24 protein-coding genes are annotated in these 26,400 nt (G+C 73.2%); 7 read left to right on the forward strand and 17 right to left on the reverse strand.

Going from position 1 to position 26,400, the window contains the following annotated elements; all coding sequences use genetic code 11:
- Positions 1–4 precede the first annotated feature (4 nt).
- Positions 5–1,003: an AAA family ATPase gene (locus KIH74_RS15370; RefSeq protein ID WP_214156621.1), complete on the forward strand. Its 999-nt coding sequence runs from the start codon at positions 5–7 to the stop codon at positions 1,001–1,003.
- A gap of 2 nt (positions 1,004–1,005) precedes the next feature.
- Positions 1,006–2,298 carry a DUF58 domain-containing protein gene (locus KIH74_RS15375; protein ID WP_214156622.1) on the forward strand — a complete coding sequence of 431 codons (1,293 nt, stop codon included), beginning with the start codon at positions 1,006–1,008 and terminating at the stop codon, positions 2,296–2,298.
- 73 nt (positions 2,299–2,371) lie between these two features.
- On the opposite strand, the gene KIH74_RS15380 is transcribed toward KIH74_RS15375, so the two are convergent.
- Together KIH74_RS15380 and KIH74_RS15385 are read right to left on the reverse strand one after the other, a co-directional pair.
- Positions 2,372–2,944 carry a dienelactone hydrolase family protein gene (locus tag KIH74_RS15380; RefSeq protein WP_214156623.1) on the reverse strand — a complete coding sequence of 191 codons (573 nt, stop codon included), beginning with the start codon at positions 2,942–2,944 and terminating at the stop codon, positions 2,372–2,374.
- 35 nt (positions 2,945–2,979) lie between these two features.
- Positions 2,980–3,975 carry a stage II sporulation protein M gene (locus KIH74_RS15385; protein ID WP_214156624.1) on the reverse strand — a complete coding sequence of 332 codons (996 nt, stop codon included), beginning with the start codon at positions 3,973–3,975 and terminating at the stop codon, positions 2,980–2,982.
- Between the two features lie 52 nt (positions 3,976–4,027).
- Here KIH74_RS15385 and KIH74_RS15390 point away from each other — a divergent pair, with 52 nt between their 5' ends.
- The gene (locus tag KIH74_RS15390) at positions 4,028–4,948 is read left to right on the forward strand and encodes an RDD family protein (protein ID WP_214156625.1); all 921 of its coding nucleotides are present in this window, start codon (positions 4,028–4,030) and stop codon (positions 4,946–4,948) included.
- Between the two features lie 146 nt (positions 4,949–5,094).
- Here KIH74_RS15390 and ahcY read toward each other — a convergent pair whose 3' ends face one another.
- From ahcY to KIH74_RS15435, 9 genes are all read right to left on the reverse strand, one after another.
- Positions 5,095–6,531 (reverse strand): adenosylhomocysteinase, encoded by a 1,437-nt coding sequence (gene ahcY, locus KIH74_RS15395; RefSeq protein ID WP_214156626.1) that lies wholly within the window; start codon positions 6,529–6,531, stop codon positions 5,095–5,097.
- A gap of 238 nt (positions 6,532–6,769) precedes the next feature.
- Positions 6,770–7,132, reverse strand: coding sequence for an ArsR/SmtB family transcription factor (locus KIH74_RS15400; RefSeq protein WP_214156627.1), 363 nt, complete (start codon positions 7,130–7,132; stop codon positions 6,770–6,772).
- Positions 7,133–7,209: 77 nt separating this feature from the next.
- Positions 7,210–7,542, reverse strand: a complete 333-nt coding sequence (locus KIH74_RS15405) for a hypothetical protein (protein WP_214156628.1) — start codon at positions 7,540–7,542, stop codon at positions 7,210–7,212.
- A 226-nt stretch (positions 7,543–7,768) separates the two neighbouring features.
- Positions 7,769–8,680, reverse strand: coding sequence for a cation diffusion facilitator family transporter (locus tag KIH74_RS15410; RefSeq protein ID WP_214156629.1), 912 nt, complete (start codon positions 8,678–8,680; stop codon positions 7,769–7,771).
- Between the two features lie 97 nt (positions 8,681–8,777).
- Positions 8,778–9,950, reverse strand: a complete 1,173-nt coding sequence (locus KIH74_RS15415) for an SIS domain-containing protein (RefSeq protein ID WP_214156630.1) — start codon at positions 9,948–9,950, stop codon at positions 8,778–8,780.
- Positions 9,951–10,002: 52 nt separating this feature from the next.
- Positions 10,003–10,182, reverse strand: coding sequence for a Trm112 family protein (locus tag KIH74_RS15420; protein ID WP_246572471.1), 180 nt, complete (start codon positions 10,180–10,182; stop codon positions 10,003–10,005).
- A 4-nt stretch (positions 10,183–10,186) separates the two neighbouring features.
- On the reverse strand, positions 10,187–11,683 hold the full coding sequence (locus KIH74_RS15425) for a phosphomannomutase/phosphoglucomutase (protein ID WP_214156632.1): 1,497 nt from the start codon (positions 11,681–11,683) through the stop codon (positions 10,187–10,189).
- A gap of 145 nt (positions 11,684–11,828) precedes the next feature.
- The gene (locus tag KIH74_RS15430; RefSeq protein WP_214156633.1) at positions 11,829–12,056 is read right to left on the reverse strand and encodes a hypothetical protein; all 228 of its coding nucleotides are present in this window, start codon (positions 12,054–12,056) and stop codon (positions 11,829–11,831) included.
- Between the two features lie 337 nt (positions 12,057–12,393).
- Positions 12,394–12,783: a DUF3499 domain-containing protein gene (locus KIH74_RS15435; RefSeq protein WP_308113801.1), complete on the reverse strand. Its 390-nt coding sequence runs from the start codon at positions 12,781–12,783 to the stop codon at positions 12,394–12,396.
- Between the two features lie 108 nt (positions 12,784–12,891).
- Between KIH74_RS15435 and KIH74_RS37745 the strand changes: the two genes are divergently transcribed.
- A complete protein-coding gene (locus KIH74_RS37745) occupies positions 12,892–13,026 on the forward strand; it encodes a hypothetical protein (protein WP_281417925.1) in 135 nt (44 codons plus the stop codon).
- A gap of 225 nt (positions 13,027–13,251) precedes the next feature.
- Entirely contained in the window at positions 13,252–13,620 is a 369-nt protein-coding gene (locus tag KIH74_RS15440) for a metallopeptidase family protein (RefSeq protein ID WP_246572472.1), read from the forward strand.
- Between the two features lie 14 nt (positions 13,621–13,634).
- Here KIH74_RS15440 and KIH74_RS15445 read toward each other — a convergent pair whose 3' ends face one another.
- Genes KIH74_RS15445 through KIH74_RS15455 form a run of 3 tightly spaced genes read right to left on the reverse strand, consistent with a single transcriptional unit; the run spans position 13,635 to position 20,547 of the window.
- Entirely contained in the window at positions 13,635–15,176 is a 1,542-nt protein-coding gene (locus KIH74_RS15445; RefSeq protein ID WP_214156634.1) for a DUF5719 family protein, read from the reverse strand.
- Between the two features lie 26 nt (positions 15,177–15,202).
- The gene (locus KIH74_RS37750) at positions 15,203–20,209 is read right to left on the reverse strand and encodes a glycosyltransferase (RefSeq protein WP_214156635.1); all 5,007 of its coding nucleotides are present in this window, start codon (positions 20,207–20,209) and stop codon (positions 15,203–15,205) included.
- A gap of 47 nt (positions 20,210–20,256) precedes the next feature.
- The gene (locus KIH74_RS15455; RefSeq protein WP_246572510.1) at positions 20,257–20,547 is read right to left on the reverse strand and encodes a WhiB family transcriptional regulator; all 291 of its coding nucleotides are present in this window, start codon (positions 20,545–20,547) and stop codon (positions 20,257–20,259) included.
- A 649-nt stretch (positions 20,548–21,196) separates the two neighbouring features.
- Here KIH74_RS15455 and cofD point away from each other — a divergent pair.
- Both cofD and cofE read left to right on the forward strand, forming a co-directional pair.
- On the forward strand, positions 21,197–22,192 hold the full coding sequence (cofD, locus tag KIH74_RS15460; RefSeq protein WP_214156636.1) for a 2-phospho-L-lactate transferase: 996 nt from the start codon (positions 21,197–21,199) through the stop codon (positions 22,190–22,192).
- A gap of 7 nt (positions 22,193–22,199) precedes the next feature.
- Positions 22,200–23,252, forward strand: a complete 1,053-nt coding sequence (cofE, locus tag KIH74_RS15465; protein ID WP_214156637.1) for a coenzyme F420-0:L-glutamate ligase — start codon at positions 22,200–22,202, stop codon at positions 23,250–23,252.
- Here cofE and KIH74_RS37755 read toward each other — a convergent pair.
- From KIH74_RS37755 to KIH74_RS15480, 3 genes are read right to left on the reverse strand one after another with little or no spacing between them, the layout of a single operon-like run.
- On the reverse strand, positions 23,241–24,164 hold the full coding sequence (locus KIH74_RS37755; protein WP_214156638.1) for a DNA-3-methyladenine glycosylase family protein: 924 nt from the start codon (positions 24,162–24,164) through the stop codon (positions 23,241–23,243). The two genes, cofE and KIH74_RS37755, sit on opposite strands and share 12 nt — an antisense overlap.
- A gap of 28 nt (positions 24,165–24,192) precedes the next feature.
- Positions 24,193–25,155, reverse strand: a complete 963-nt coding sequence (locus tag KIH74_RS15475) for a lysylphosphatidylglycerol synthase domain-containing protein (protein WP_214156639.1) — start codon at positions 25,153–25,155, stop codon at positions 24,193–24,195.
- Positions 25,152–26,351, reverse strand: coding sequence for a glycosyltransferase family 4 protein (locus KIH74_RS15480; RefSeq protein WP_214156640.1), 1,200 nt, complete (start codon positions 26,349–26,351; stop codon positions 25,152–25,154). Before KIH74_RS15480 ends, KIH74_RS15475 begins: the two co-directional genes overlap by 4 nt.
- Positions 26,352–26,400: the final 49 nt, after the last annotated feature.

A 26,400-nucleotide genomic window follows, 5' to 3' on the forward strand; every position in this document is an offset into this window, starting at 1 on the left:
CCTCGTGACCGACTTCCCGACCACCCACCCGCCCCAGGCGCCGGTGGGTGATGCCGAGACCGCCCGACAGGCGCTGGTCCGGGTGCGCACCGAGGTGTCCAAGGCCGTGGTCGGCCAGGACGAGGCGGTCACCGGACTGGTCATCGCGCTGCTCTGCCGCGGCCATGTGCTGCTGGAGGGTGTGCCCGGGGTGGCGAAGACCCTTCTGGTGCGGTCGCTCTCGGCCGCGCTGCGGCTCCAGACCAGCCGGGTGCAGTTCACGCCCGACCTGATGCCGGGCGACGTCACCGGATCGCTGGTCTACGACAACCGCAGCGGCGAGTTCTCGTTCCGCGACGGCCCGGTGTTCACCAACCTGCTGCTGGCCGACGAGATCAACCGCACCCCGCCGAAGACCCAGGCCGCGCTGCTGGAGGCGATGGAGGAGCGGCAGGTCACCGTGGACGGGCGGCCACGCCCGCTGCCCGACCCGTTCGTGGTCGCCGCCACCCAGAACCCGGTGGAGTACGAGGGCACCTACCCGCTGCCCGAGGCCCAGCTGGACCGGTTCCTGCTGAAGATCCGCATGCACCTGCCGAACCGCGAGACCGAGCTGGAGGTACTCGCCCGGCACGCGGCCGGTTTCGACCCGCGCGACCTGGCTGCCGCCGGTGTGCAGGCGGTCGCCGGGCCGGACGACCTGGCCGCCGCCTTCCGCGCCGTGCGCACCGTGGACGTGAGCCGTGAGGTGATGGGCTACATCGTCGACGTGGTGCAGGCCACCCGGTCGTCGCCGTCGCTGGCCCTGGGGGTCTCGCCGCGTGGCGCCACCGGTCTGCTCAGCACCTCGCGGGCCTGGGCCTGGCTCCAGGGTCGCACCTACGTCACGCCCGACGACGTGAAGGCCCTGGCCCCGGCCACACTGCGGCACCGCATGCAGCTGCGCCCGGAGGCCGAGCTGGAGGGCGTCACCACCGACGGCGTGCTGGACAGCGTGCTCGCGGCCGTCCCCGTTCCGCGCTGACCGTGACCGTCAGCGGGCGCGCCGTTCCCCTGGCCGCGATCGGCCTGGTGCCGGTGGTGTTCTGGCCGGGCTGGGGCTCGTTGCTGGGCTGGGCCGGGGTTTTCGTGGTGGTGGTCGCGGCCGACCTGCTGATGGCCGGCTCGCCCCGGGCCCTGCGGGTGCGGCGTGAGCCGGTCGCCACGGTGCGGCTGGGCACCTCGGCCCCGGCGCCGTTCGTGCTGACCAACACGGGGCGCCGCACCGTGCGGGGCTCGCTGCGGGACGCCTGGCAGCCCTCGGCCGGTGCCGGTGCCGACCGGCACCCGCTGGAGCTACCCGCCGGCCAGAGTCGCCGTCTGGTCACGACTCTCGGCCCGACCCGCCGGGGTGACCGCCGGGCCGGGGACGTGACGGTGCGCAGCTTCGGGCCTCTGGGCGTGGCGGCCCGCCAGTTCTCCCTGCCGGCGCCGGGCAGCGTGCGCGTGCTGCCCCCGTTCACCTCGCGAAAACACCTGCCCAGCAAGCTGGCCCGGCTGCGCGAGCTGGACGGCCGGACCTCACTGCGGGTGCGCGGCCAGGGCACCGAGTTCGACTCGCTGCGGGACTACGTGGGTGGGGACGACGTGCGCTCCATCGACTGGCGCGCCACCGCGCGGCGCAGCCAGGTGGTGGTGCGTACCTGGCGCCCCGAGCGGGACCGCCGGGTGCTGCTGGTGCTGGACACCTCCCGTACCTCAGCCGCCCGGGTGGGCGACGAACCCCGGCTCGACGCCGCTATGGACGCCGCGCTGCTGCTGGCCGCCCTGGCCTCCCGGGCCGGTGACCGGGTGGATCTGCTGGCGATGGACCGCCGGGTGCGCGCCCGGGTGGAGGGCGCCGGCCGCAGCGACCTGCTGCCCCGCCTGGTGACGGCGATGGCCCCGGTGGAGGCCGACCTGGTGGAGGCCGACTGGGCCGCGATCGCCTCGACGGTGCTCACCCGGATGTCGCAGCGGGCGCTGGTCGTGCTGCTCACCCCGCTGGAGGGCGCCGCGATCGAGGAGGGCCTGATGCCGGTGATCGGGCGGCTCTGCGCCCGGCACCGGGTGGTGGTGGCCTCGGTCGCGGACCCCCGTGCGGCCGCCATGGCCGACGGGCGCGGTGACGCGTACTCGGTGTACGGCGCCGCGGCCGCCGGACGCGCCGACCTGGACCGCGCCGCGACCACCGCCGAGCTGCGGCGGCTGGGCGTGGACGTGGTGGACGCCTCCCCCGAGGAACTGCCCCCGCAACTGGCTGATCGCTACCTGGCGCTGAAGGCGGCGGGCCTGCTCTAGGTTGGCCCCCGGCCACTTTCAGGCCACCTGGCCACCCTCAGGTGGCCGAGCACTCCAGGCCAGCCGGCCGCTCTCAGGCCACCCGGGCGGCGAACTCCAGCACCCGTTCGGTCAGCAGCGCGGCGGCCTGCTCGTCGTACTCCTGGAGACTGCCGTCGGCGAAAAGGTGCGCGGAGCCGGGGTATACGAACAGCTCAACGTCGTCCACCAGTTCTGCGAACTGGCGCGCGGCGTCGAGATCACCGGAATCGGCGAACTCGGGATCACCCTGCATACCGTGCACCTGCGCCGGAATGCCCGGCCAGGAACCGAATTCGGACGGCGGCACGAAACCACTGAGGAACAGCGCACCTTTCGCCCCCGGCCGGGCGGTGGCGAGCTGCGCGGCCGGCACCACACCGAGAGAGAACCCGGCATACACCAACTCCCCGGGCAGCCCCTGGGCGGCCTGGACGCCGCGCTCCACGACCACATCGAACGAGAGCGAACGCAGATGCACCATGCCCTCGTCGAGCGTCTGGAACGTCTTGCCCTGATAGAGATCTGGAGTGTGCACGGTGTGCCCGGCACCCCTCAGCACCTCGGCGAACTCCAGCACCCCGGCGGTCAGCCCCTGGGCGTGGTGGAACAGAAGAATCTCGGCCATCATTCGCTCCCCCGAACACCTGTACGAACCAGGACTCAGCCTGCCACAGGCCGCACGTCCCCCGCCAGTTCCGCAGCCAGATCACCGGTTTCACCGGCCAGTGCCGCCGGGCGCCCGAAGTACCGGACATATCCCAGGAAGCCGAGCCAGACCGTGGCACCGATGGTGATGCGCGCCCAGGTGGGCAGCGGCGACGGCGTCACGAACGCCTCCACCACCCCGGACACCAGCAGCACGGCCACCAGCCCGATCGCGATCGTCACCATGGCGCGCCCCTCCTCGCCGACCGCCCGCACCCGGCTGCGCGGGCCGGGATCGACCCAGGCCCAGAACACCTTGAGCCCGGCGCCGGCGGCCACGAAAACGGCCGTGAGCTCGAGCAGACCGTGCGGGGTGATCAGGCCGAAGAACAGGCCGAGCCGGTCGTTCGCGGCCATCAGCCCGCCCACCAGGCCGAGGTTGAGGGCGTTCTGGGCGAGCACGAAGACCACGCCGACGCCGGTGATGCCGAGCACGAAGCAGAGCGCGGCCACCCAGGCGTTGTTGGTCCAGACCTGCGCGGCGAAGCCGGAGGCGGCGTTCTCCGAGTAGTAGCTCTCGAAGTCGTTGTTCACCAGCTGCCGGATCTGCTGCTCGGTGCCGACCGTGGCCTGCACCCGCGGGCTGGTGGCCACCCACCAGCCCAGGGCCAGGGCCACCAGGGCCGACCCGGCGGCCGACCCGAAGGCCCACCACCGGGACCGGTACACCGCCGCCGGGAACGAGACGGTGACCATGCGGACGAACTCGCGGGTCAGCGGCTCGTTGCCGCCGGAGACCGCGGTGCGGGCCCGGGCCACCGTGCCGGACAGCCTGGCCACCAGGGCGGGATCGGGCGAGAACGAACGGACGACGGACAGGTGCGTGGCCGCGCGCTGGTACAGCAGCACCAGCTCGTCCACCTCGGCACCGGTCAGCCTGCGCCGTCGGGTGAGCCGGTCGAGGCGGTCCCAGTCCGCCGAGTGCACGGCGACGAAGGCATCCAGATCCACGACCCGAGCCTAACCTTCAGAACTGTCGGTGCCACGACGTAGCCTGACGGTTGTGATCACAGATCCGCTCGCCCCCATGCCGCCCGGCCAGAACCGGCAGGCCGGTGTCGCCGGCCTGGTCGGGGTCGACGAGCTGGACTTCTCCGACGAGCTCGTCACCGGCGAGGCTGTGGTGCTGGAGCTGCGGCCCGCGTCGTTCATCACCCGGGCCCTGGCCGTCAGCGCCGACGTGATCGTCACCGTCGTCGGCATTCTGCTGATCAGCTGGCTGTTCTACGCCACCACCGGCAACATCGACCCGGCCGCGGGCAGCGCGCTGGGGCTGGTGGCCACCCTGGCCGTACTCATCGGCATCCCGATCCTGGTCGAGACGCTGACCCGGGGCAAGTCACTGGGCAAGTGGCTGGCCGGGCTGCGGGTGGTGCGTGACGACGGCGGTCCGATCCGGGCCCGGCACGCGCTGATCCGCGGGCTGCTCGCGGTGCTCGAGATCTACTGGTCGCTGGGCGCCATCGCGCTGGTCGCCTCACTGCTGAACCGCCGCGGCAAACGCCTGGGCGACCTGGTGGCCGGCACCTACGTGATCCGTGAGCGGCAGCCCCGGCAGTCGCCCCCGCTCATCATCATGCCGCCGCACCTGGCCCCGTGGGTGCGCAACGCCGATCTGGGTCGGCTGCCCGACCCGCTGGCCCGCGCCTGCCGTCAGTTCCTCGCCCGGGCGAGCCGTCTGGCACCCGAGGCCCGGCAGCGCCTGGGCTGGTCACTGGCCGGTCAGCTGGGCGAACTGGTCGCACCGCCGCCCCCGCCGGGCACCCACCCGGAAGACTTCCTGGCCGCCGTGCTGGCCGAGCGGCGCGACCGCGACTACGCCCGGCTCTGGCGGGAGTCACAGCAGCGGGCGGCGCTGCGCAACAGCCGCGCGGCCGCGAGTCCGCTGTCGGCAACGGGTTTCGGGCTGCCCGACCACGACTGACCCGACGACGACCCGACTGCCACCCGACTGCCACCCGACCGCAACCCGACCACAACCCGACCACAACCCGACCCGACGAGCCGGCCGGAACGCGGAAACGCGCCCTCCCCCACGACGGGGAGAGGGCGCGTCGGCAGCCGAAAGGCTCAGTAGCGGTAGTGCTCCGGCTTGAACGGGCCCTCCACGTGCACGCCGATGTACTCGGCCTGCGCCTTGGACAGCGTGGTCAGCTTCACGCCGAGCGCGTCCAGGTGCAGCCGGGCCACCTTCTCGTCCAGGTGCTTGGGCAGCACGTACACCTGGGTGTCGTACTCCTCGCGCTTGGTGAAGATCTCGATCTGCGCGATCACCTGGTTGGAGAACGAGTTCGACATGACGAAGCTCGGGTGACCGGTGGCGTTGCCCAGGTTCAGCAGACGGCCCTCGGACAGCACGATGATCGAGCGGCCGTCGGGGAACGTCCACTCGTGCACCTGGGGCTTGATCTCGGTCTTCGTGACACCCGGAACCTTGGCCAGGCCGGCCATGTCGATCTCGTTGTCGAAGTGGCCGATGTTGCCCACCACGGCCTTGTCTTTCATGCCCTGCATGTGGGTGGCCGTGATCACGTCGAAGTTGCCGGTGGTGGTGATGAAGAAGTCACCGACGGCCAGCACGTCTTCGACGGTGGCGACCTGGTAGCCGTCCATCGCGGCCTGGAGCGCGCAGATCGGGTCGACCTCGGTGACGATGACGCGGGCGCCCTGGCCCCGCAGCGACTCCGCCGCGCCCTTGCCGACGTCGCCGTAACCGCAGACCACGGCCACCTTGCCACCGATGAGGATGTCGGTGCCGCGGTTGATGCCGTCGACCAGCGAGTGCCGGATGCCGTACTTGTTGTCGAACTTGGACTTGGTGACCGAGTCGTTGACGTTGATCGCCGGGAAGAGCAGCGTGCCGTTGCGCTGCATCTCGTAGAGGCGGTGGACGCCGGTGGTGGTCTCCTCGGTGACGCCCTTGATGCCGGCGGCGATCTTGGTGAAGCGGCCCTTGTCCTCGTCGAGCGAGCGGCGCAGCACGTCGAGGATGACGCCGTACTCCTCCGAGTCGTCCGCGGAGGTGGCGGGCACGGCGCCGGCCTTCTCGAACTCGACGCCCTTGTGCACCAGCAGCGTCACGTCGCCGCCGTCGTCGAGGATCATGTTCGGGCCCTCCCCACCGGGCCAGTTCACGATCTGCTCGGTGCACCACCAGTACTCCTCCAGCGTCTCGCCCTTCCAGGCGAACACCGGCACGCCCTGCGGGTTGTCGACGGTGCCGTTCGGGCCGACGACGACAGCCGCGGCGGCGGCGTCCTGGGTGGAGAAGATGTTGCAGGAGGCCCAGCGGACCTCGGCGCCGAGCGCGGTCAGCGTCTCGATCAGCACGGCGGTCTGCACGGTCATGTGCAGCGAGCCGGTGATCTTGGCGCCGGTCAGCGGCTTGCTCTCGCCGAACTCGGCGCGCAGGGCCATCAGGCCGGGCATCTCGTGCTCGGCCAGGCGCAGCTCGTGGCGGCCGGCCTCGGCCAGGGAGATGTCGGCGACCTTGTAGTCGAACGTCATGTGTGAATCCTTCGGCATCGTCGGATGCGACTGGAAGAAATGGATGTCACCAGTCGTGGGTGGTCGGGTCGATGGCAGCGCAGAAGACGGTTCCGGGTATGACAAACCACCCGGCCGGATCGTGCGCCTTGCCAGACCCGGCGCGGCCCCTCTGGGCCGTCGGCATCACCTACGCCGGAACCTTCACCACGATAGCAATCGGGTCTTGGTTTCAGAACCTTCACACCTGATGACGACGTCAGCCCGCAACGACGTCACCCGTTTCCGCACTCGGGAGCAGCACCAGCCCGAGCAGACCGGGGAAGCGCTCGTCGAACTCCGCACGGCGCAGCCGGATGGTGCGCCGGGCGCCCTCGTCGCGCTGCTCCACCAGGCCCGCCTCCCGCAGCACGGTGAAGTGATGGCTGAGGGTGGCCTTGCCCACGCCGACCGCGAACGACCCGCAGGGCAGCTCCCAGTCACCGGCCTGGGCCACGCACCGCACGATCGACAGCCGCACCGGGTCGGCCAGGGCGGCGAGCGCGGTCTCGATGCTGACGTCACGCGGGTGCACGTGCTGCGGGGGACGGCGGCCACCACCGGTGCGGGGTGCTGCGGTCATGCTGCCCTCCGGGAGGTCGGCGCCGGAACCGGCCGATCGACCGGACCAGTCATCCTATGCAGGCGCGACCGCCCGGATCAGGGCTGGTAACCCGGCAGGTAACCGGGCTCGGTGGTGACCTCGGGGTCGTAGAGCGGCTGGAGCTGGGTGGAACGGCCGTAGCGCGACTGGTCGTTGGTGCCGGCGACCGCCTTGACGGCCTGGGCTGAGCTGATCACCAGGGCCCCGACCAGGGCCAGGGAGGCGATCATGATCGCGGTGGCGAACAGCCGCGACCGCCGTGACCAGCGGCCGAACCAGCCGAAGCGCTGGGGTTTGAAGTCCTGCGGGCGGGCGGACCAGCGATCCGGGTGCCGGGCCTGGTGCGGCAGGACAGGTCGAAGCGTGCGGGGTGCGGGGTCAGCGCGCACGACGGCCTCCGGGCATGAGGAAACAGGTTCGGTCGGATCTGTACGGGGTGGAACCAGTCAGACGCTACCCACCGAAACCGAATCCACAGTCAAATGCCTGCTAGGTCAGCGTTATCGCAGTCCACAGCGTTAAAGCACCCCTATGACAGTGGCTACGGAGCAACAAAGAAGCGTGCGGCGTGCCCCACAACCGATCGTGAGACACGCCGCACCGGATCTGATACCGCTACGAGCGGGCGATGTCGGGTTCCAGGAAGATCAGCTTCGCCTCCGGCACGGCGGCCCGCACCCGCACCTCGGCCTCGTTGATCGCGTCGGCCACCTCGACGGCCGACTCGGTCGGGACCACCGCGATCTTGGCTGCGACCATCAGCTCGTCCGGGCCCACGTACATGGTGCGGATGTGGATGACGCCGTTCACCCCGTCGCCGACCAGCGCCGCCTTGATCCGGGCCAGGTCAGCGGCGTCGGCGCCCTCGCCGACCAGCAGCGACGAGGTCTCCGTGGCCAGGATGCCGGCCACGACGATCAGCAGCAGGCCGATCATCGCGGTACCCACGGCGTCCCAGCGCCCGTCACCGGTGACGAGCGTCAGCGAGACACCGAACAGCGCGAACACCAGGCCGAGCTCGGCCGCGGTGTCTTCGAGCAGGACGACGGGCAGCTCCGGCGACTTGGTCTCCCGGATGAACCGCCACCAGTTGCGGCCCTCGCGCTGTGGACTGGCCTCCTTGATCGCCGTCCTCAGGCTGAAGCCCTCCATCGAGATGGCGATGAGCAGCACGACGACGGGCACCCACTGCCAGTTCTCGATCGGCTCCGGGTGCTCCCACTTGTGGTAGGCCTCGTACAGGGCGAACAGGCCACCGACGCTGAACAGGATCACCGAGACGATGAACGCGTACAGGTAGCGCGAGCGCCCGTAGCCGAAGGGGTGCTCCGCGTTGGCCTTGCGCTCGGCCCGCTTGCCACCGACCAGCAGCAGCACCTGGTTGCCCGAGTCGGCCAGCGAGTGGATGCCCTCGGCCAGCATCGAGCTGGACTGGGTCAGCCCGAAGGCGATGAACTTGGTGACGGCGATACCGAGGTTGGCGCCGAGCGCCGCGATGATCGCCTTGGAACCACCTTCGGTGGACATGTGCTGTTCTCTCCCACGCTCTACGACCCCCAAGCGGGAGAAACCTACTACTTGCCCTGCCGAACGGCCCTTCGAGCCCTGGCGGGGACCGGCCGGCCTAGTGCGTGCGGTCGCGCAGGTCGGCCACGTGCGGTGAGGTCAGTGGGTCGATTCCGCTGGCCAGGGCCATGTAGACGGAGGCGAAGTCGGTCAGCGAGACCAGGTCGGCCAGCCGCTCCAGCGGGTGCCCCGGATCGGCGGACACCTCGGTGACACGCACCCCGGCGTCTTCCGCGGTGGCCCGCACGGCGTCGGCGGTGCGGGCGGTCTCCAGCCAGGAGCCGTCCGGCCGGTCCAGGGTCGGGGCGGCGTCGCGCAGGAGCAGCAGGCGCATCTGCGGCGAGGCCGCGGGCACGTCGTCGAACTCCGGGTCGGCGAAGATGTCGGCCGCGGGCCGCTTGGCCAGCGGGCCGTCGAAGGTGGCGACCACGTCACCGGCGTCGTCGGGCAGGGCGCCACGCATCGCGGGCACCCGGGCGGTGCGGGCCAGCATGGACACGGCACGCAGCGCGGCCACCCCGGTGACGTCACCGTCGCCGAGCACCACCGGCATCACGCCGGACAGTTCCAGGGCGAGCGACTTGGCCGGGTTGACGAAGGCGTCGGACGAGGGCCGGTACTTGTCGGCCTGCTCGTCGAGCCGGTCGGCGACGCGTTCCAGCACCTCGTGGGAGGCGTCGGTGAGACCGAGCTCGTGGGCCACCGAGATCATCGGCACGGCCAGCGACCACAGCCCCATGCGGGACGCCCGGGCGGCCGGGGTGTCGCTGCGCGGGACGGCGACGTGTACGCCACCGGTGCGCTCGGACACCTCCGCGAGCGGGGAACGGGGGGCGCCGACGGTGAGCAGGCGGCAACCCCGGCGGGCGGCCTCGGCGGCCAGGCCGAGGGGGCCCGGGGCACGGCCCGACATGGACACGGCGACGACCAGGTCGAGCGGGCCGACCCAGCCGGGCAGCGGAAGACCCCGCCGCACCGACACCGGTACCGGGGCACCGCTGCCGGCCATCAGGATCAGGATGTCGCCGACCACCGCCGAGCCGCCCAGGCTGGCGACGACCACGGCGCGCGGCCGGCCGTCCGCCACGACCTTGGCGATGCCGGCCTCGGCCGTGGCCGAGAGGGCCATGCGGACCTGGGCCCCGGCCATGGCCAGGGCCCGCAGGCTGCCGGAAGGGTCGGCGGCGGTCAGGCCGTCCGGGTCGTCGAGCAGCTGTTCGTCGAGTGCCATGACGCTGTTTCTCTCCCCGCCGAGGTCGCTGGATACACGCAGGACCCGAAAACTAACGGGTGCGGGCCTCGTCCACCAGCAGCACCGGGATGCCGTCGTCGATGCGGTAGGCCAGCGAGCAGCCAGTGCACTGGAGTTCCGGTGCGGAGTCGGGTGCCTGACCGTCGGTCAGGGCGGATCGGCAGCTCGGGCAGCGGAGGATCTCCCGCAGCCACGGTTCGATAGCGGTCACCGGATCATCCTCGCGCATCGACGGCCGGCTCGGCGACCCGGACCAGTCCCAGCACCTCGTCGCGCAGCGCCGCCATCACCTCCGGGTCGGCGGCCTCGGAGTTCAGGCGCAGCAGCGGCTCGGTGTTGCTCGGCCGCAGGTTGAACCACCACAGGCCGGGATAGCTGCCGTCACCGCTCGGCGCGTCGGCCTCGTGGCTGACGGTCAGGCCGTCGAGCCGGTCCACGCTCACACCGGGCCGGCCCTCGAACGCGGCGGCCACCCGCTCGGTGGCCTGGTCCACGTCGGACACCACCGAGTTGATCTCACCGCTCGGCGTGTAGCGCTCGTACTGGTCCACCAGCGCCGAGAGCGGGCCGTCCTGCTCACCCAGCGCCGCCAGCACGTGCAGCGCGGCGAGCATGCCGGTGTCGGCGAACCAGAAGTCACGGAAGTAGTAGTGCGCCGAGTGCTCGCCGCCGAACACCGCGTCGTACTTGGCCATCTCGACCTTGATGAAGGCGTGCCCGACCCGGGTGCGCACGGCCCTGGCCTCGTTCTCCGCGATCACCTCGGGCACGGCCCGGGAGGTGATCAGGTTGTGGATCACCGTGGCCTGGCGGCCGGCGGCACGCTCCTTGGCGATCTCCCGGGCCGCGACCAGGCCGGTGATGGCGCTGGGGCTGATCGGCTCGCCGCGCTCGTCGATGACGAAGCAGCGGTCCGCGTCGCCGTCGAAGGCCAGGCCCAGGTCGGCGCCGTGGGCGGGCACGGCCTGCTGGAGGTCGCGCAGGTTGGCCGGGTCGAGGGGGTTGGCCTCGTGGTTGGGGAACGTGCCGTCCAGCTCGAAGTACATCGGCACGATCTCGAGCGGCAGCTCGGGCAGGCCGATCGCGGCGCCGAGCACGGCCGGCACGGTCAGGCCGGCCATCCCGTTACCGGCGTCCACCACGATCTTCAGCCTGCGCCGCGAGGTGAGGGGCACCAGGCCGCGCAGGTGCTCGGCGTATCCGCGCAGCGTGTCCTGCGTGGTGACGGCACCCCGCAGTTCCGGCTCGGGTGTGTCCGCCTGCTCCTGGGTGCCCCAGGTCGGGTGGTCGAGCAGGGCCTGTGCCAGGTCACGGATCTCGGCCAGGCCGCTGTCCAGACCGATCGGCCGGGCACCCGCGCGGCACATCTTCATCCCGTTGTAGCTGGCCGGGTTGTGACTGGCGGTGAACATCACGCCGGGCGCGTCGAAGGCGCCGCTGGCGTAGTACAGGCCGTCGGTGCTGCACAGCCCGATCTTCACCACCTCGGCGCCCTCCCCGGTCACCCCCTCGGCGAAGGCCTGCACCAGCGACTCGCCGGAGTCGCGCATGTCCTGGCCGATCAGGACCCGTCCGGGCGGCCCGTCCGGGTTCGACGTGAGCACCGCCCGGGCGAACGCCGAGCCGAGGGCGCGCGCGATCCGCTCGGTCAGCTGGGTGCCGACCAGGCCGCGGATGTCGTTGGCTTTGACGATTTCGGTGAGCTGGGCCACCGGGGCAGATTAGCTGAGGCATCCGGGCCGGGCGGCCGGAACGGGCCTGAGCGAGACGTCCGTAACGCGTTTTTGACTCGTCCGGCGGGCGGCTCGTGCTGAGTCACGGCAAAAGCCGGCCTTGCCGTGACTCAGCCCGACACGTCTACACCCGGCGCGCCTTGTCGAGCACCGAGGCCACCGTCAGGGCGTCGCCGCCGTGCTCCCAGGTGCGGTGCTCGCAGCGGTGGCACGAGGTGAACTCCACCGGCGTGCCGTCGGTCAGGTTCATCGACAGCCGGGTCACCCGGGTGCTGCCGCAGGCCTGGCACTGGATCTCGCTGCGGTGCTCACGCTGGGTCAGGGAGCCGAGCGGGATGGTCGGGCCGGTCACCCTCCCCCGGCGACGTCCGCGGGCCGGCGTGGCCGCGCTCGAACCACTGCCCGATGCACCGCCGGGGTCCGCCGTGGAGGTCGCGGCGGTCGAAGAGGTCCGGGACTGAGGAGACATGGAGGGGCAATCCTTCGTCGGACGACAGGGAGGTGACCACGTCGCCGGGCCTTCACCCGGACGCGGGCTGCTGCGATGCTCCCTGTCATTCGGCGGGTCACACCGGCACCTTGAGCCACCGGAGTGTCCCGGCAATCGGCGCTCCACCTGGCAAACCACAAAATTGAGGACGACGCTGAGCTCGTACGGAGCTCAGCGTCGTCCTCAATTTTGCCGGAACTCAGGTCAGGGGCTCACCCAGGACGGGATCTTTCAGCACCCGCAGGTGCCCCCTGCGCCCCACCTCGACGGTGGAGAGCTCGGCGTCGGCGTCGGGCGGCAGCTCGGCCGCCGGTGGCCTGGCCGCCTCGCGCACCGCGTCGGCCAGCGCCAGCAGGTCGTCGTGGGACGGCGGGGGCGGGGTGAACTCACCAGGTGCCAGCCGCACGATCTCCCAGCCGCGAGGGGCCGTGAGCCGCTCCGCGTGCACCGCGCACAGGTCGTAGCAGTGCGGTTCGGCGTACGTGGCCAGCGGCCCCAGCACAGCGGTGGAGTCGGAGTAGACATAGGTGAGGGTGGCAACCGCTACCCGCTGGCAAGCGGTCCGGGAACAACGGCGCACTCCACTCACGATTGAGAAGTTACTCCCTCATCAGACGCACCGGTCGCACCGGCACGCCACCCGATCCGTGTCGTCGCCAAGCCGTTACGTTCACCGAGAACCTCTGGTGCGAACGGGATGGCGACCCTCATCTTGCCCGATCCGTCCCCGGACGTCACGGATGCCGTTGAAGATCTTGGCCAGGTGACGCCCGCTGAACGCCTGTTCGACGTGCTGTTCACCGCTCCGCACGGGCTCGGGCCGGATGCATGAGCACGACACCGACGCGACACCGACGCGGCAGCGGAAGGGCGCGCGGAGTACGCTCGACGGGTGGCCGGACCTCGTGCGATCCCGGATCCGGTGCCTTCCCCCGGCACGGGAGACCGACCCTCTGGTGCGGGAGACAAGCCTTCTGGCGCGGCGGGCCGGCCGACCGGCGCCGGCGACCGGCGGCCGAGGCGACGTGACCGGCGGGGCCGGGGCATCCGCGGGCAGTTGCTCCCCCGCACGGTGCCGGCCTGGCGCAGCCGGGCCGACCGCTTCGACGACCTGGTGCTCGACGCCGTCGACCGGCTCTCCGGCCGCTGGTCGCGTGAGCTCGACGACGTGGAGTTCGCGGTCGAGGACGTGCCCCCGAGCGACCCGGCTCCGTGGGAGCACGGCGAGGTGCCGCTCGGCCGGTTCTTCCCCGCCGAGGGCACCCTGCCGCCGCGCATCGTGGTGTACCGCAGGCCGGTCGAGACCCGGGCCGCCGAGCCGCAGGAGATCGGTGAGCTGGCGCAGAGCGTGGTGGTCGAGCAGGTGGCGCACCTGCTCAACCTGACACCCGAAGAGGTCGACCCGCGCTACAACCGCGACAGCTGATCAGCTGGGCCCGGTCAGCGCAGACCGACCCGGGTGTCGGCGATCGCCGTCGAGGGGGCCTGACCCGACCGCGCCGGATCCACGCCGAGCACCGTGATCGTGGTGCCGGAGTCGTCGCTGCCGGTCGAGACCACCGACGCCGCCACCGGCCCGCCGTCGAGCCGGGAGACCCGGAACGCCGCGGCCTTCTCGTCCAGGGCGAAAGCCGCTGCGGTGCCGTCTTTCAGATGCACGTCGATCGGTTCCAGGGTCTCGCCCCCGGCGTCCAGCGGGGTCAGGGTGAGGCTGCCGCCCCGGCCCGGTGAGGCCAGCGAGACCGTCGAGCGGGTGCCCGGCGGCAGCACCGCGTAGCCGCTGTCTTCCAGCACGGAAGTGGCCGGGGCCCAGCCGAACTCGGTGGCCTGGTGTCCGGCCGCGGGCGGGCGGCCGACCCGGGCGCCGGCGATCACCGGCACGTCGGCGTCCACCACGGCGGTGTAGGTGCCCGAGGCGATGCCCGACACCGGCACGTCGGCCACCCCACCGCCGGGCACATTGACCACGCCGGAGGTGGGCAGGTCGATCTCGCCGGTCGAGCCGAGCAGCCGCACCCGCACCACGGCCTCCTCACTGCCCGGAACCGCCACCCGGATCGACGTGGATCCCGGCGCGGCGGTGTCGCCGGCCGTCTTGGAGTAGCCGTTGACCAGCGAGATGCCCGGCACGATCTGCCGTTTCGCCGGGGCGGCGGCAGGTGAGACCACGTCGACGCCGCCGGCGACCAGCCCACGCAGGACCGAGTCGTGCATGCGGGCGATCACCTGACCGTTGCGGGCCACCACGTGCACGGCCACCCGTTCCTGGCCGGGTGCGAGAGCGTCCACGAACAGCGGGGTCTGGCGGCCGGCCGGCACCACCACGCCGACCCCGGAGGGCGCCTCCACCCGGCCGCCCTCGCCGAGCACCACCACGTCGACCACCGAGGTGGCCGCCGTCGGGTTCGACAGCACCAGCCGCAGCCGTTCGCCGGTGACCGTGCCGCCACCGACCAGCCAGGCGTCGGCAGAGCTCTGGTCGCAACGGCTGGCGGAGAGTCCCCGCAGGTCACCCTTGCCCGTGACGGTCGACTGCACGGCGGCGAGTTCCGGCACGGTCTGCGGCTTCTCGCTGTCGCCGGTGACCACGACCGGGCCGAGCGCCCAGGTGGAGAGCGCGCCGACGGCCGTGTCCTTGCGGCCTGTGTCCAGCAGCAGCTCACGGCCCGGGTGCACCGCCACGTCGCTCTCCGGCAGGGCCTCGCTGAGCTGGCGGATCGTGCCGGACTCCTGACCCCGGGCCGCCACCGACGCCCCGGCCGGGCCGTCCGAGGACAGCAGGGCGCTGACCAGCACCCCGGCCTCCGGGCTGACGGCCTTGCCGCCGTCCGGCACCACGAGCGTCTCCGGCCCGGTGCAGGCCAGTCTCGGAGCCGTGATCATGCTCGGCAGGGTGGTGGACACCGGGCGCACCCCGATCTCCTCCGGCAGCATCGCGGCCCCGACCGCGATACCTCCCGCCACCGTCAGCACTCCCGTCACCGAAAGCACCCCACGCACGCGCTGATTCACGAACTCTCGTCCTCCCCGGGCTCACCGCCCCGCCGCGGAACCGCTTCCCCCGCAGTCTCTCCCGCCGGGACCTGACTTGCCGTGTCCCCATTTCGGGGTTCATGCTCTGCGGTATCGGCCGGACCCGCCGGGTTCGGCGCGCTTTCGGCCGGTCGTGAATCGCCCGCTTCGGCAGGGGTTTCCGGCACCGGAATCGCCCCCGTCCCCAGCCGGTTCTCACCCGACGCCCGCGGCCCCGGAGGCAGCGACCGGGTGGTTTCGCCCCGCCCAGGACGCAGAGGGTGCGCCTGGTGCGCCGGTTCCGGGGCGGCCGGCGACACCACCGGGAGCGGGGTGGCCTCCGTAGCCGGTGCCTCCTCCCCCAGCTCGGCAGCAGAGGCGTCCGCTGTCCCCGCATCCGCCACCTCTACGGTCGCAGCCGCTTTCGCGTCTTCCGCCGCTGCCACCCTGGCCGCCGCCGCCCCGACAGCCACAGACTCAGCTTCCGCAGTCCCAGATCTCGCAGCCGATGCCGCAGACCCGGACTCCGCAGCCTCCGCAGCCGCCTCAGCCGCCATCGCCTCCGCAGCCCGCCGGGCCGCCCGGCGACGCCGGCGGGAGGGCCGGGCCGTCATCGGGTCCTCCGCGTCCGCGGCCTCCAGGGCCAGGCGCCGGGCCAGTTCGTTCATCCGGGCCTGGTGCTCGGCGTAGGCGCTCACCGGGCCGTCGGCCCCCGCCTGATTCTGTTCCTGCCCCGCGACCGGCTGCTCCGGACGCCGCACCCGGCGCCCGGTACTGCCCGACGCAACCTGCACCGGCTGCCGCTGCGGCCGCCAGGCCTTCGGCGGGGGCAGCAGGCGCGGCCGGCGCCGGGGCAACGGCACCGCCACCAGCAGCGCCAGCCCGAGCACCGTGAGCCGGGCCAGGCCGAGGGCCTCGCCGGCCGGGTCGTCGTGCCGCACCACCAGAGTGCCGCCGTGCCGGGGCAGTTCGAACGCCTGGGCCCAGCCCGCCCGGGTGACCGGCTCCAGGCCGGACCCGTCCAGCGTCGCGGTCCAGCCCGGATCGGCGCGCTCGCTCAGCACCAGCAACCGGCCCGCCTCGCCCTGGCCGAGCTCGGCGGTGAAGTCCGTGTCCCGCGCCGGGACGGTGGTGAGCACGTCGCCGTCCTCCGACACCACCCGTGCCCGGGCCGGCCGGGACGGCGTGGAACCCGCCTCGGCCTCCGGTTCCACGCGCCACAGCACCTGGTCTCCGGTCTCGCTCACCCGCACCAGGCCGGGCGCGACGTCCAGGGCGGCGATCGCGGCCTGGACGCCGTCCGGGTCGGCGGGCCGGCCGGTGAGCAGCAGCACCGAGCCGATGTCCAGGTCGGCGAACCGGTCCCGCTGGTCGTGCGCCGAGCCGGACAGGAGGGCGCCGATCGTCAGCAGCACCGGCTCGTCGGCGGCGTCCCGCGCGGCGGCGGCCGAGGGGGTGAGCGTGGCGGCGGACTCCTGCCCGATCCGCGGACCGCCGGTGCGGTACAGGGTCCAGCGCACGCCATCGGCGGTGGGCTGCACGGCGAGGGTGCGGGTGGCGGCGTCGCCGTCGGCCTCGGCGGCGGCCACGGCGGGCAGCACCTCCGGGTCGGTGCGGTGCACCCAGCGGTTCGGGCCGGCGGTCCAGCCGTCGGCCGCCCAGGCGGTGAGGGTGAGCAGGGGCATCAGCACGGCCAGCGCCCCCATGGTCACGGCGCCCCAGTGCGCGGCCCCGATGCTGCGGGCGCGCAGGCGCCCGGCGGCGCCGTCCAGATGTGCCAGCGTGGCAGTCGTCAGAGCCAGCAGGAGCAGCGACACCGCCGGCCCGGACCAGCCGCGCAGCAGACCGTCGGCGCCCTGCCGGGTGTCGGCCACCGGGACCGCCACCGCGACCCCGAGCGCCAGCAGCGCGAGCAGACCGGCGGTGAGCGTGACCCGCCGGCGCCGTCCACCGGTGACCGCGCGCACCGCCAGCACGAGCGGCGGCACCACCACGAGCACGGCCATCGCCCGCAGCCACCCGGTGGCATCACCGACACCGGTCAGCTCGGCGACGAGCCGGGCCAGCCGGTGCACCGGGCCGTGAGCGATCACCGCGGGGTCGGACGGCCACAGCAGCGCCGCCCAGCCGGGTGCCCCGGGTGTCAGGGCGCTCGCCCCGCCGGGTTCGGCCAGCAGCAGACGCGGGTCCGCCGCCACCGCCGTCCACCAGGGCGCCAGCAGCACAGCCGGCACGGCGACGGTCCAGATCAGCAGACGCCGGCCCGCCCGGGCCAGCACGGCCAGCCCGAGCACGGCGACCAGCGCAGGCCCGGCCAGGGCCGGTGCGGCCGAGATCAGCACGGTCAGAGCCAGCCCGGCACCGGACGCGGCGGCCATCGAGGCCCTCCGGCGCCGGGCCAGACCGGGCCGGGCCGGTTCGGCCGGGCGCAGTCCGACGGTGCGGGTCAGCGCCAGTGCGGTCAGCGGGAGCATCAGGTGCGCCACGATCGCGCCCAGCCGTCCGGCGCTGACGGCAACCATCAGGGACGGCGAAACCCCCCAGACCAGCGCGGCCCAGGCCCGCAGCGCGCGGGAGCGGGTCAGCGCCGCGGCGGCCCACCAGGCGGCCAGCGAGGCCAGCGGCAGGGCGCCGATCAGCAGGAACTGCACCCCGGCCGAGGTGGAACCGGCGAACGGCCAGGAGATCAGGGCGAGCACCAGGTCGAACGGGTCGGCCGTCGCCGCCAGCCCGAGACCGGCCGGGCGCCAGCCCGACATCCCCAGCGCCCACAGCTCGGACGCCCGGGCGGGTGCCGGGATCAGCGCGTCACCCACCGGGGTTCCGGTGCCGCGCAGCAGCACCCGCAGCGCCACCAGCGCGGCCGTGCCGGTGACCAGGGCCACCAGCAGCCCGATCCGGGAGGAGGCCCGGCGGCGGGGCAGATCGCGCTCGTCGTCGAACCGGATCTCGTCGGGGTCCCGGAACCGGGTGACATCCGGACGGTTCGCGCCGGGACCGCTCGTGCCGGGGCGGGTCTCGGCGGAACGGGTTTCGGCGGAACGGCTTTCGATGGTGGGGGTTTCGGCAGGGCGAGGGTCGCCGGAACGGTTTCGACCGATGCGGAGTCCACCGGGCCGAGACACCGCACGCCCGGACTCACCACGCCGACGGACATCCCGCCGGGGCTCACCGACCCGGGACTCACCGATCTGCGACCCGTCCGGTCGGGGCTCACCGAGGCGGGCCGCGTCGAGAGGGTTCTCGGCGCGTCCGGGTCCGTCGTGCGAACCGGTCGCCCGCCCGCCCCACCAGCTGCGGGTGCCGGGGCCGATCGTGCCCGGCAGGTCACCGGCACCGGTGAGGTCGATGCCGCCAGGACCGCGCAGGTCGACGACCATCCCCCCGGCCCCGCTCGCCGCGGAACCGCCATGACCTCCGCCGCTGTCGCCGTCGATGGTGCTGGTCGGGGTCTGGGCCATCTCGTCGACGCGCGGTCGGCGCACCGACCAGCCACGCCTCGACGACGCCCCCGCACCGCGCCTCCGGAAACCGCTCCCGGCCGCGCCCACCGTGCCGGCCTCACTCCCAGCGCCGGCCCCGCTCCCCGCACCGGCCACGCCCACCGCGCCAACCCCGGTTCCCGCGCCGGCCCGGCCCACCTCGTCCGGCCAGGAACCGGGCTCGTCCGGCCCGGGCCCCGTCCCCTCCGGCCAGGCGCCGGGCTGCTCGGCCCAGGCCTCCTCCTGCGCCCGCAGGTACGACGACAACCGGTCGCGACGCTGACGCAGGGTGGGGCGGGTTCCGGCCAGCAGACGGCGGTACTCGCGGCGGGAGATACGAGAGGCCCGGCGGGTGCGGCGGATTCGCCCGCGGGCCCGGATCCAGGCCGCGGGCCGACCGGCCGCCAGCAGGTAGGCCACCGGCTCGGCCAGCGCCCGGTCCGGCTGCTTCAGGGTGAGCCGGGCCAGGGCCCGCAGCACCGCGGCGGCACCGAGCCAGACCAGCAGCAGGGGCAGCATCGGTAGCCGGGCCCAGGCCAGCCGCAGATGGATCGCGGCCTGCCGGTCCCGCCGCGCCCAGGTGGTGGCCGCGGCCTCGGCGGCGTCCGGACTTCCGGCCGAAGCACCGCGCAGGCCCGACGAACTCGCCCGCGCATGCGCCATCACGGCCGACGGCACCACCACCACCCGCTCGCCGGCCAGGTGGGCCCGGCGGCACAGGTCGAGGTCGGCGCGGGCGTTCGGCAGGGCCGGGTCGGGACCGCCCAGCCGGTCCCAGAGATCGCGTCGCACCAGCATTCCCGCCGTGCCGACGGCCAGCACGTCGCTGCGGTGGTCGAGCTGGCCCTGGTCGATGTCGTCCACGTCGACCCCGGTGACCAGCGCGCCGAACAACGAGGTGCTGAAACCGACGTCGAGCAGCCGGTGGTCGTCGGACCAGCTGACCTGCTTGCACCCGGCGATCCCGATCGAGGGCCCGGCGTCGATCTCCTCGATCAGCCGGCGCAGGGCGTCCGGCGCCGGGGCGCTGTCGTCGTGCAGCAGCCACAGCCACTCCACCGGCGAACCCCCGGAGGCCACGGAAAGCTGTTCCGGAGCCGGTTCTTCCGTCGTCCGCTGTTGGTTGCCGACCGCCGCGAGACCGGCCCGGACGGCATCGCCGAAACCGGTCTGCGGAGCCACCCGCACCAGGTCGGGCGTGGCCAGCGCAAGCATGTCGGCGCTGCCGTCGGCCGACCCGGCGTCGACGGCGATCAGCCGGTCAGGCCGCCGGGACTGCGCCTCGACGGCATCGAGGGTGCGTGGCAGGAAGGCGGCGCCGTCGTGGGCGACCAGCACCGCGGTGACGGCGACCACCGGCCCCGGCTCGCCCGGGGGTTGCCAGGCCGACCAGTCCACCTCGTCGGGCGAGGGGTCGACGTCGGGCTCGGGGTCGACGAAAAGCAGGTCCGGACGCCGAATGTCGGCGCCGGACCCGGATGCTGCCGAGGACGGCAGCGATGGCTCGGCACGCAGGCTCACAGCAGATGTCTCACTGAACGGGGACCGGTGTCAGGAACCCGGGAGGATCAGACCGCCTGCTTCTTCACCCGACGGCGCTCCCGCTCGGAGAGCCCGCCCCAGATACCGAACCGCTCGTCCTTGGCCAGTGCGTACTCCAGGCACTCCGCCCGTACCTCGCAGGACATGCAGACCCGCTTGGCCTCCCGGGTGGAGCCGCCCTTCTCCGGGAAGAACGCCTCCGGATCGGTCTGCGCGCAGAGTGCCCGTTCCTGCCAGGCGAGCTCCGGGGGCAGTCCGTCGGAACTCGTGGCAACCAGGGTGAGTACATCCAGCTCGGCCGCATTCTCTGACTGCATTGCGTCGTTCGCGCTCTCGCTGATGATGATGTCACCCGCCGCCATGAGCTCGTGCACTTGGCGCCTCCCTCGACCCGGGCCCCGATGAAAGGGCGTTCCCCCCACTAAGCGTGATGGCGCGCATACGTTAGGTGATTTCCTGCTCTCGACACCAATGGAATTACACGCGTGTCGTACGCGGCCCGTCAAGCTGAAATCTGGTAGCCACTTCCGTTTGACACGTACATCATCCCGTGTAATAAGCGGGATTTCACCCGCATCGATCGGTTGAAGACGGACATCTTGCTCGGTGACGCCTGGGGTTGATGCGCCCGTTGCGATGGCCGTCACGGCTTCCGGACCACAGCGGCCGGAATTACGCCGGGAAAATGTCATCCAGCCATGTGACGCGTTCCTCCGCCGTTCGTCGGGGTGAAATCCTCCGTTGCAGGTGCCAACTACCGGTTGTGGTCCATCGGTTCCCTGTGATGAGACCCGATGGGCCCGGAATGATGCTCTCCGGACGAAATGACCGGTAGTGCACGGCCGTACCCAATGCCCGGTTCGTGACCACCAGTCAAACAGGTGCGCCCCTGCACTGTGATCACCGGGGCGGAATGCGGTTGGGTGCACGCGCCGGGATGCCAAACGCGTCTGAAAGGATCACGGCATGCGCATCACGGCTTTGGCCGGTGGAGTCGGCGGCGCACGATTCCTCCGCGGCCTCCTGCATCACCTGGACTCCCGTACCGACGGCCCGCACGAGGTCACCGTCATCGGCAACACCGCCGACGACGTCACCCTGCACGGCCTGCGGATCTGTCCCGACCTCGACACCGTCATGTACACCCTGGGCGGTGGCATCCACCCGGAACAGGGCTGGGGCCGGGCCGGCGAGACCTTCGAGGTGGCCACGGAACTGGCCGCCTACGGCGCCGAACCGCAGTGGTTCACGCTGGGCGACCGCGACATCGCCACCCACCTGGTGCGCACCCGCATGCTCGGCCTGGGCTACCCGCTGTCCGCCGTCACCGAGGCACTGTGCGCCCGGTGGCAGCCCGGTGTGCGCCTGCTGCCGATGAGCGACGACCCGATCGAGACCCACGTGGTGATCGACGACCCGGAGGGCGAGCCGGCCCCCGACGGCACTCCGGCCCGCAAGGCGGTGCACTTCCAGGAGTGGTGGGTACGCCTGCACGCCGCCACCCCGGCCCGGCAGATCCTGGCCGTCGGCATAGATCAGGCCAAGCCCGCACCTGGCGTGCTCGACGCGATCGCCGACGCCGACGTGCTGCTGTTCCCGCCGAGCAACCCGGTGGTCTCGATCGGCACCGTGCTGGCGGTCCCCGGTGTGCGCGACGCGATCCGGGCCACCAGGGCGCCGGTCGTCGGCGTCTCCCCGATCATCGGCGGCGCCCCGGTGCGCGGCATGGCCGACGCCTGCCTGACCGCGATCGGTGTGGAGACGTCGGCCGCGGCGGTGGCCGACCTGTACGCGGACTTCCTCGGCGGCTGGCTGGTGGCCCCCGGCGACGCGGCCGCCACGATGCCCGAAGGCGTTGCGCTGCGCGCCGTTCCGCTGCTGATGACCGATGTCGAGGCCACCGCGGCGATCGCCGGGGCGGCCCTCGACCTGGCCGCCGACGTGCGCGCCGCGCGGGGATGAGCCGATCGTGACCGGTGAGCTGCGGGTGCTCCCGATCCGCGGGATCGGCGAGGTGCGGCCCGGCGACGACGTGGCCGCGGTGCTCGTCGCGGCCCTGAGCGCGAGCGGTCAGGGCCTGATGGACGACGATGTGCTCGTCGTCTCCAGCAAGATCGTCTCGAAGGCCGAGGGGCGGACGGTCGCGGCCGCCGGCCGGGACGAGCAGATCACCGCCGAGAGCCGGCGGCTGGTCGCCGCCCGGCGTACGCCCGGTGGCCTGGCCCGTATCGTCGAGGCCGCGGCCGGCCCGGTGATGGCGGCGGCCGGCGTGGACAACTCCAACGTCGCGCCCGGCACCGTGCTGCTGCTGCCGGCCGACCCGGACGCCTCGGCCCGCACCCTTCGGGCCGCCCTGTTCGCGCTGACCGGCCGGCGGCTGGGCGTGATCGTCTCGGACACCGCCGGACGGGCCTGGCGCGACGGGCAGACCGACTTCGCGCTGGGCTGCGCCGGTCTGGCCCCCACCGAAGACCTGCGCGGTTCCGACGACACCCACGGCCAGCGCATGGAGGTCACGATCCGGGCCGTCGCCGACGAGCTCGCCGCGGCGGCCGACCTGGTCAAGGGCAAGCTCACCGGCATCCCGGCGGCTCTGGTGCGCGGGTCCGGCGGGTTCGTGCTGCCGGTGGACGACGACGGTCCGGGCGCCGCCGTCATGCTCCGGCCCGCGGCCACCGACTGGTTCCGCTACGGGCAGGTCGAGGCGGTGCGCTGGGCGCTCGGTCTGGACCCGGCCGCGGTGGAGGCACCCACCGTGCCCGCCGGGCCGGTGCTGGACCGGCTGCTGCGCGCGGTGGAGGTGGCGCTGGCCGCCCCGTCGCCGCTGCCCGGGGTGCCCGCTCCCGGATGCGTGGTCAACGTGGAGGAGCAGGGGGTGTTCGTCGTCCCCGAACTGCCCGCCGACCCGGTCGCGCTCGGCGCCCTGGCCCAGCGGCTGGCCGCCGCGGCCTGGTCGGAAGACCTGACCGTGACGATCACCCTGGAGCCCCGGGGCCTGCGGCTGCTGCCCTCAGCGGGGTAGGTGCGTGGGGAGCGTCATCCTGGGCGCCCGGCGGGGACGCATGTTCCCGCCGAGCTCCAGCAGCTTCTGCACCCGGTAGCGCTGCCCGCGGTAGCACTCGATCAGCTCGGCGCAGCCGGCGTCGTCGAGCACCTGACCGCTCAGCGCCCAGGACACGTTGCGCGACACGTGGAAATCGGCCCAGGAGAACGCGTCCGGGTCACCGTGGGCGCGCTGGCGCACCTCGGCCGCCGTCCACACCCCGATGCCCGGCAGGGAACGCAGACGGCGCTCGGCCTCGTCGTGCGGCAGCCCGACGGTCTGCTCCAGCCGCCCGGCCACCCGGGCGGCCGACAGCAGCGCGCGGCGCCGGGCCTCGTCCACCCCGGCCTTCAGCCACACCCACGACGGGATCTGCCGCCAGCCGGCCGGGTCCGGCGGCACGAACATGCCGTCGCCCTCCGGCCCGGGCGCCGGCTCGCCGTACCGGGTCACCAGCACCCGCCAGGCCCGCCAGGCCTCCTGCCCGGTGACCCGCTGCTCCAGGACGGCCGGGGCCAGGGCCTCGAACACCGCCCGGGTGCGCGGAATCCGGTAACCGCGGTGCGCGCGCCATGCCTCCACCAGCCGGGGGTGCTCGGGCCGGGGCTTGAAGGCGGCCGGTTCGTCGTGGTCGCCGAGCAGCAAGGGCAGCCCGTCGAGCACCCAATCCGCGCCCGGGCCCCAGGCCGTGGCCTCCACCTCGCCCGCGCTCGGCCGGCTCGTCACCAGCAGCAGCGCCGGGCCGTCGGGGGTGCGGGTGGCGCGGCGCACCGGGCCACCCGGCGTGGTGCGGAAACACGGGTCGGAGCCGCCACGACGCAGGCCGGAGAGGATCTGGTGCACCGAGATCGCGGCCGGCGGCCGGTACACACGCTCGCCGCTCGGGGTCACCGGGCCATCCTGCCCCGGGGACCGGCCCTCAGGCGCTGATCCGGTGACGCCGCGCGGTCAGGATGCCCGCCCCGGCCGCGAGCAGGTCGACGGCGGTGAACAGCACCCGCGAGATCAGCACCACCACGACCACCTCGCCATGGCTGTCGAGCACGGTGGACAGCACCGCGGCCAGCGCCACCTCGCGGGCACCGGCACCGGCCGGGGCGATGATGACGACGAAGCCGACCGCCCAGGCCAGGGCGTAGCCACCGATCAGCAGAAGCGCGGTGGAGACGTTCGCGTCGGCGCCGAGCGGCACGCTGAGCGCCCAGACCTGGAGGCCGGCGCCGACCCAGGAACCGACGGCCCACAGCGTGGCGGCGAGCGTGCCCCGGCCGGAGGTGCGCTCGGGCAGGCCCTCCTTGCTGACGATCTTCAGGGCACGGTCGACCAGGCGGCCCATCACAGCCGGGTGCAGCACCACGGCGAGCGGCACGATCAGCAGCACCGCCCAGCCGAAGCCGCTGGGCAGGGCCTCGGGCGCGAAGGGCAGCGCGATCAGCACCACGAGCAGGGCGCTGAGCACCGACAGCAGCATGCTGACCACCGTGGCGGTGGCCGTGCGCCGGCGCGGGACCTGATGGTCGCGGCCGAGCTCGGTCTGCATGACCACCGGCCAGACGCTGCCGGGCAGGTATTTGCCGAGCTGCCCGACGAAGAAGATGCGGGCGGCCACCTGGAGGCTCAGCCGGGAACCGAGGTCGGCGAGCAGGGTGCGCCAGACCATTCCGGCCAGCGCCACGTTGACCACTGTGGCCAGCGCGGCCACCACCACCCAGCCGGGGCTGAGCTGGCTCAGCGCGTCGGCCACCTGGTGCCGCTGGGAGAGCACGGCCCAGACCGCCAGGCCGACCAGCAGCAGGCCGAAGCAGACCCGGAACCAGCGGGCCCGGCTGAGTTCACTGGCCCGGCCGGCCAGGGCCCCGACCCGGGCCACGGCCCCGCTCACCGGTGCGACTCCACCGGCGCCACACCGGTGAGTGCCTCGACGTAGCGCTGCCACGGGCCGGTCAGGTCGATGTCGGGCAGACCGGCGCGCAGCCGGGCCAGCTCACCCGGGGCGGCCAGCCGGCGCAGCGCGGCGGCCAGGGCGGGCACGTCGCCGGGCGGGACCAGCAGGCCGTCGACGCCGTCGTGCACGTCGTCGGGGAAGGTGCCGACCGAGGTGGCCAGCACCGGCAGGCCGTGGGCGTGGCCGAGCTGGACGTTCTGCGAGGCGGTGGCGTGCCGGTAGGGCAGGGCGAACACGTCGTGCTCGGCCATCAGCGGCGGGATGTCGACCCCGGCGATGTAGCCGGGCCGGACCTGCACGCGACCGGCCAGCGCGGGGTCGGCGGCCAGCTCGCGCACCCGCTCTCCGGCCGAGCCCCACTGCTCGCCGGCCACCGTGACGGTGACGCCGGGCACCGTCTTGGCGGCCTCCAGCAGCAGATCGTAGCCCTTGTAGTCACGCACCATGCCGAGGGTGAGCACGCGCAGGGGTGAGCCGGCCGAGCGTGGTTCCCGGGTGGCGGCCAGCTCGCGGCCGGCCGGCTCGGGCAGCCCGCCGGGCAGGTGCGGCGCCAGCGGCACGGTGACCACCGGACGCCGGTCGAGGCCGAGTTCGTGCGCCAGCCGGGCCTGCTCGGCGGAGTGCACGACGATGCCGTCGACCGAGCGCAGCATCTGGCGGATCAGGAACTCCCCGCCCGGATGCGTCTCGTGCGGCACCACGTTGTGGGCGATCGCGACGATGCGCGGCGCGGAGGCACCGACCCGGCGGCCGCGGGAGCCGACCCGGATCGAGCGGACCAGGGTGAGCAGCGACGGCACCTGGATCGGCACCACCACCACGACGATCACCAGGTCGACGTCGCGCAGCGCCTTGCCGGTGCTCCACCAGGAGTGGGGCCGGTCCCAGCGCAGCGGCCGGGTGGTGCGGGGGAACGGCGGCAGGTCGGGACCGCCGTCGGGCACCGCCTGCTCACCCGGGTACAGGGCGTGCGGGTAGAGCCGGGACCAGGAGACCAGCTCGACCTGGTGCCCGGCCGCGGCCAGGGCGTGCGCGGTCTGCGTGGTGTGCGCGGCCACGCCGCCCTTGAACGGGTGCGAGGGGCCGACGATCGCGATGCGTAACGGGCCGGAGGCGAGCATCAGCGACGCCACCCGCGGCAACCCCGCCGCACCGACCGGAACACCAGGTAGCGGCAGGTGC

The sequence above is a fragment of the Kineosporia corallincola genome (genome assembly GCF_018499875.1).
GTDB classification, from domain to species: domain Bacteria; phylum Actinomycetota; class Actinomycetes; order Actinomycetales; family Kineosporiaceae; genus Kineosporia; species Kineosporia corallincola.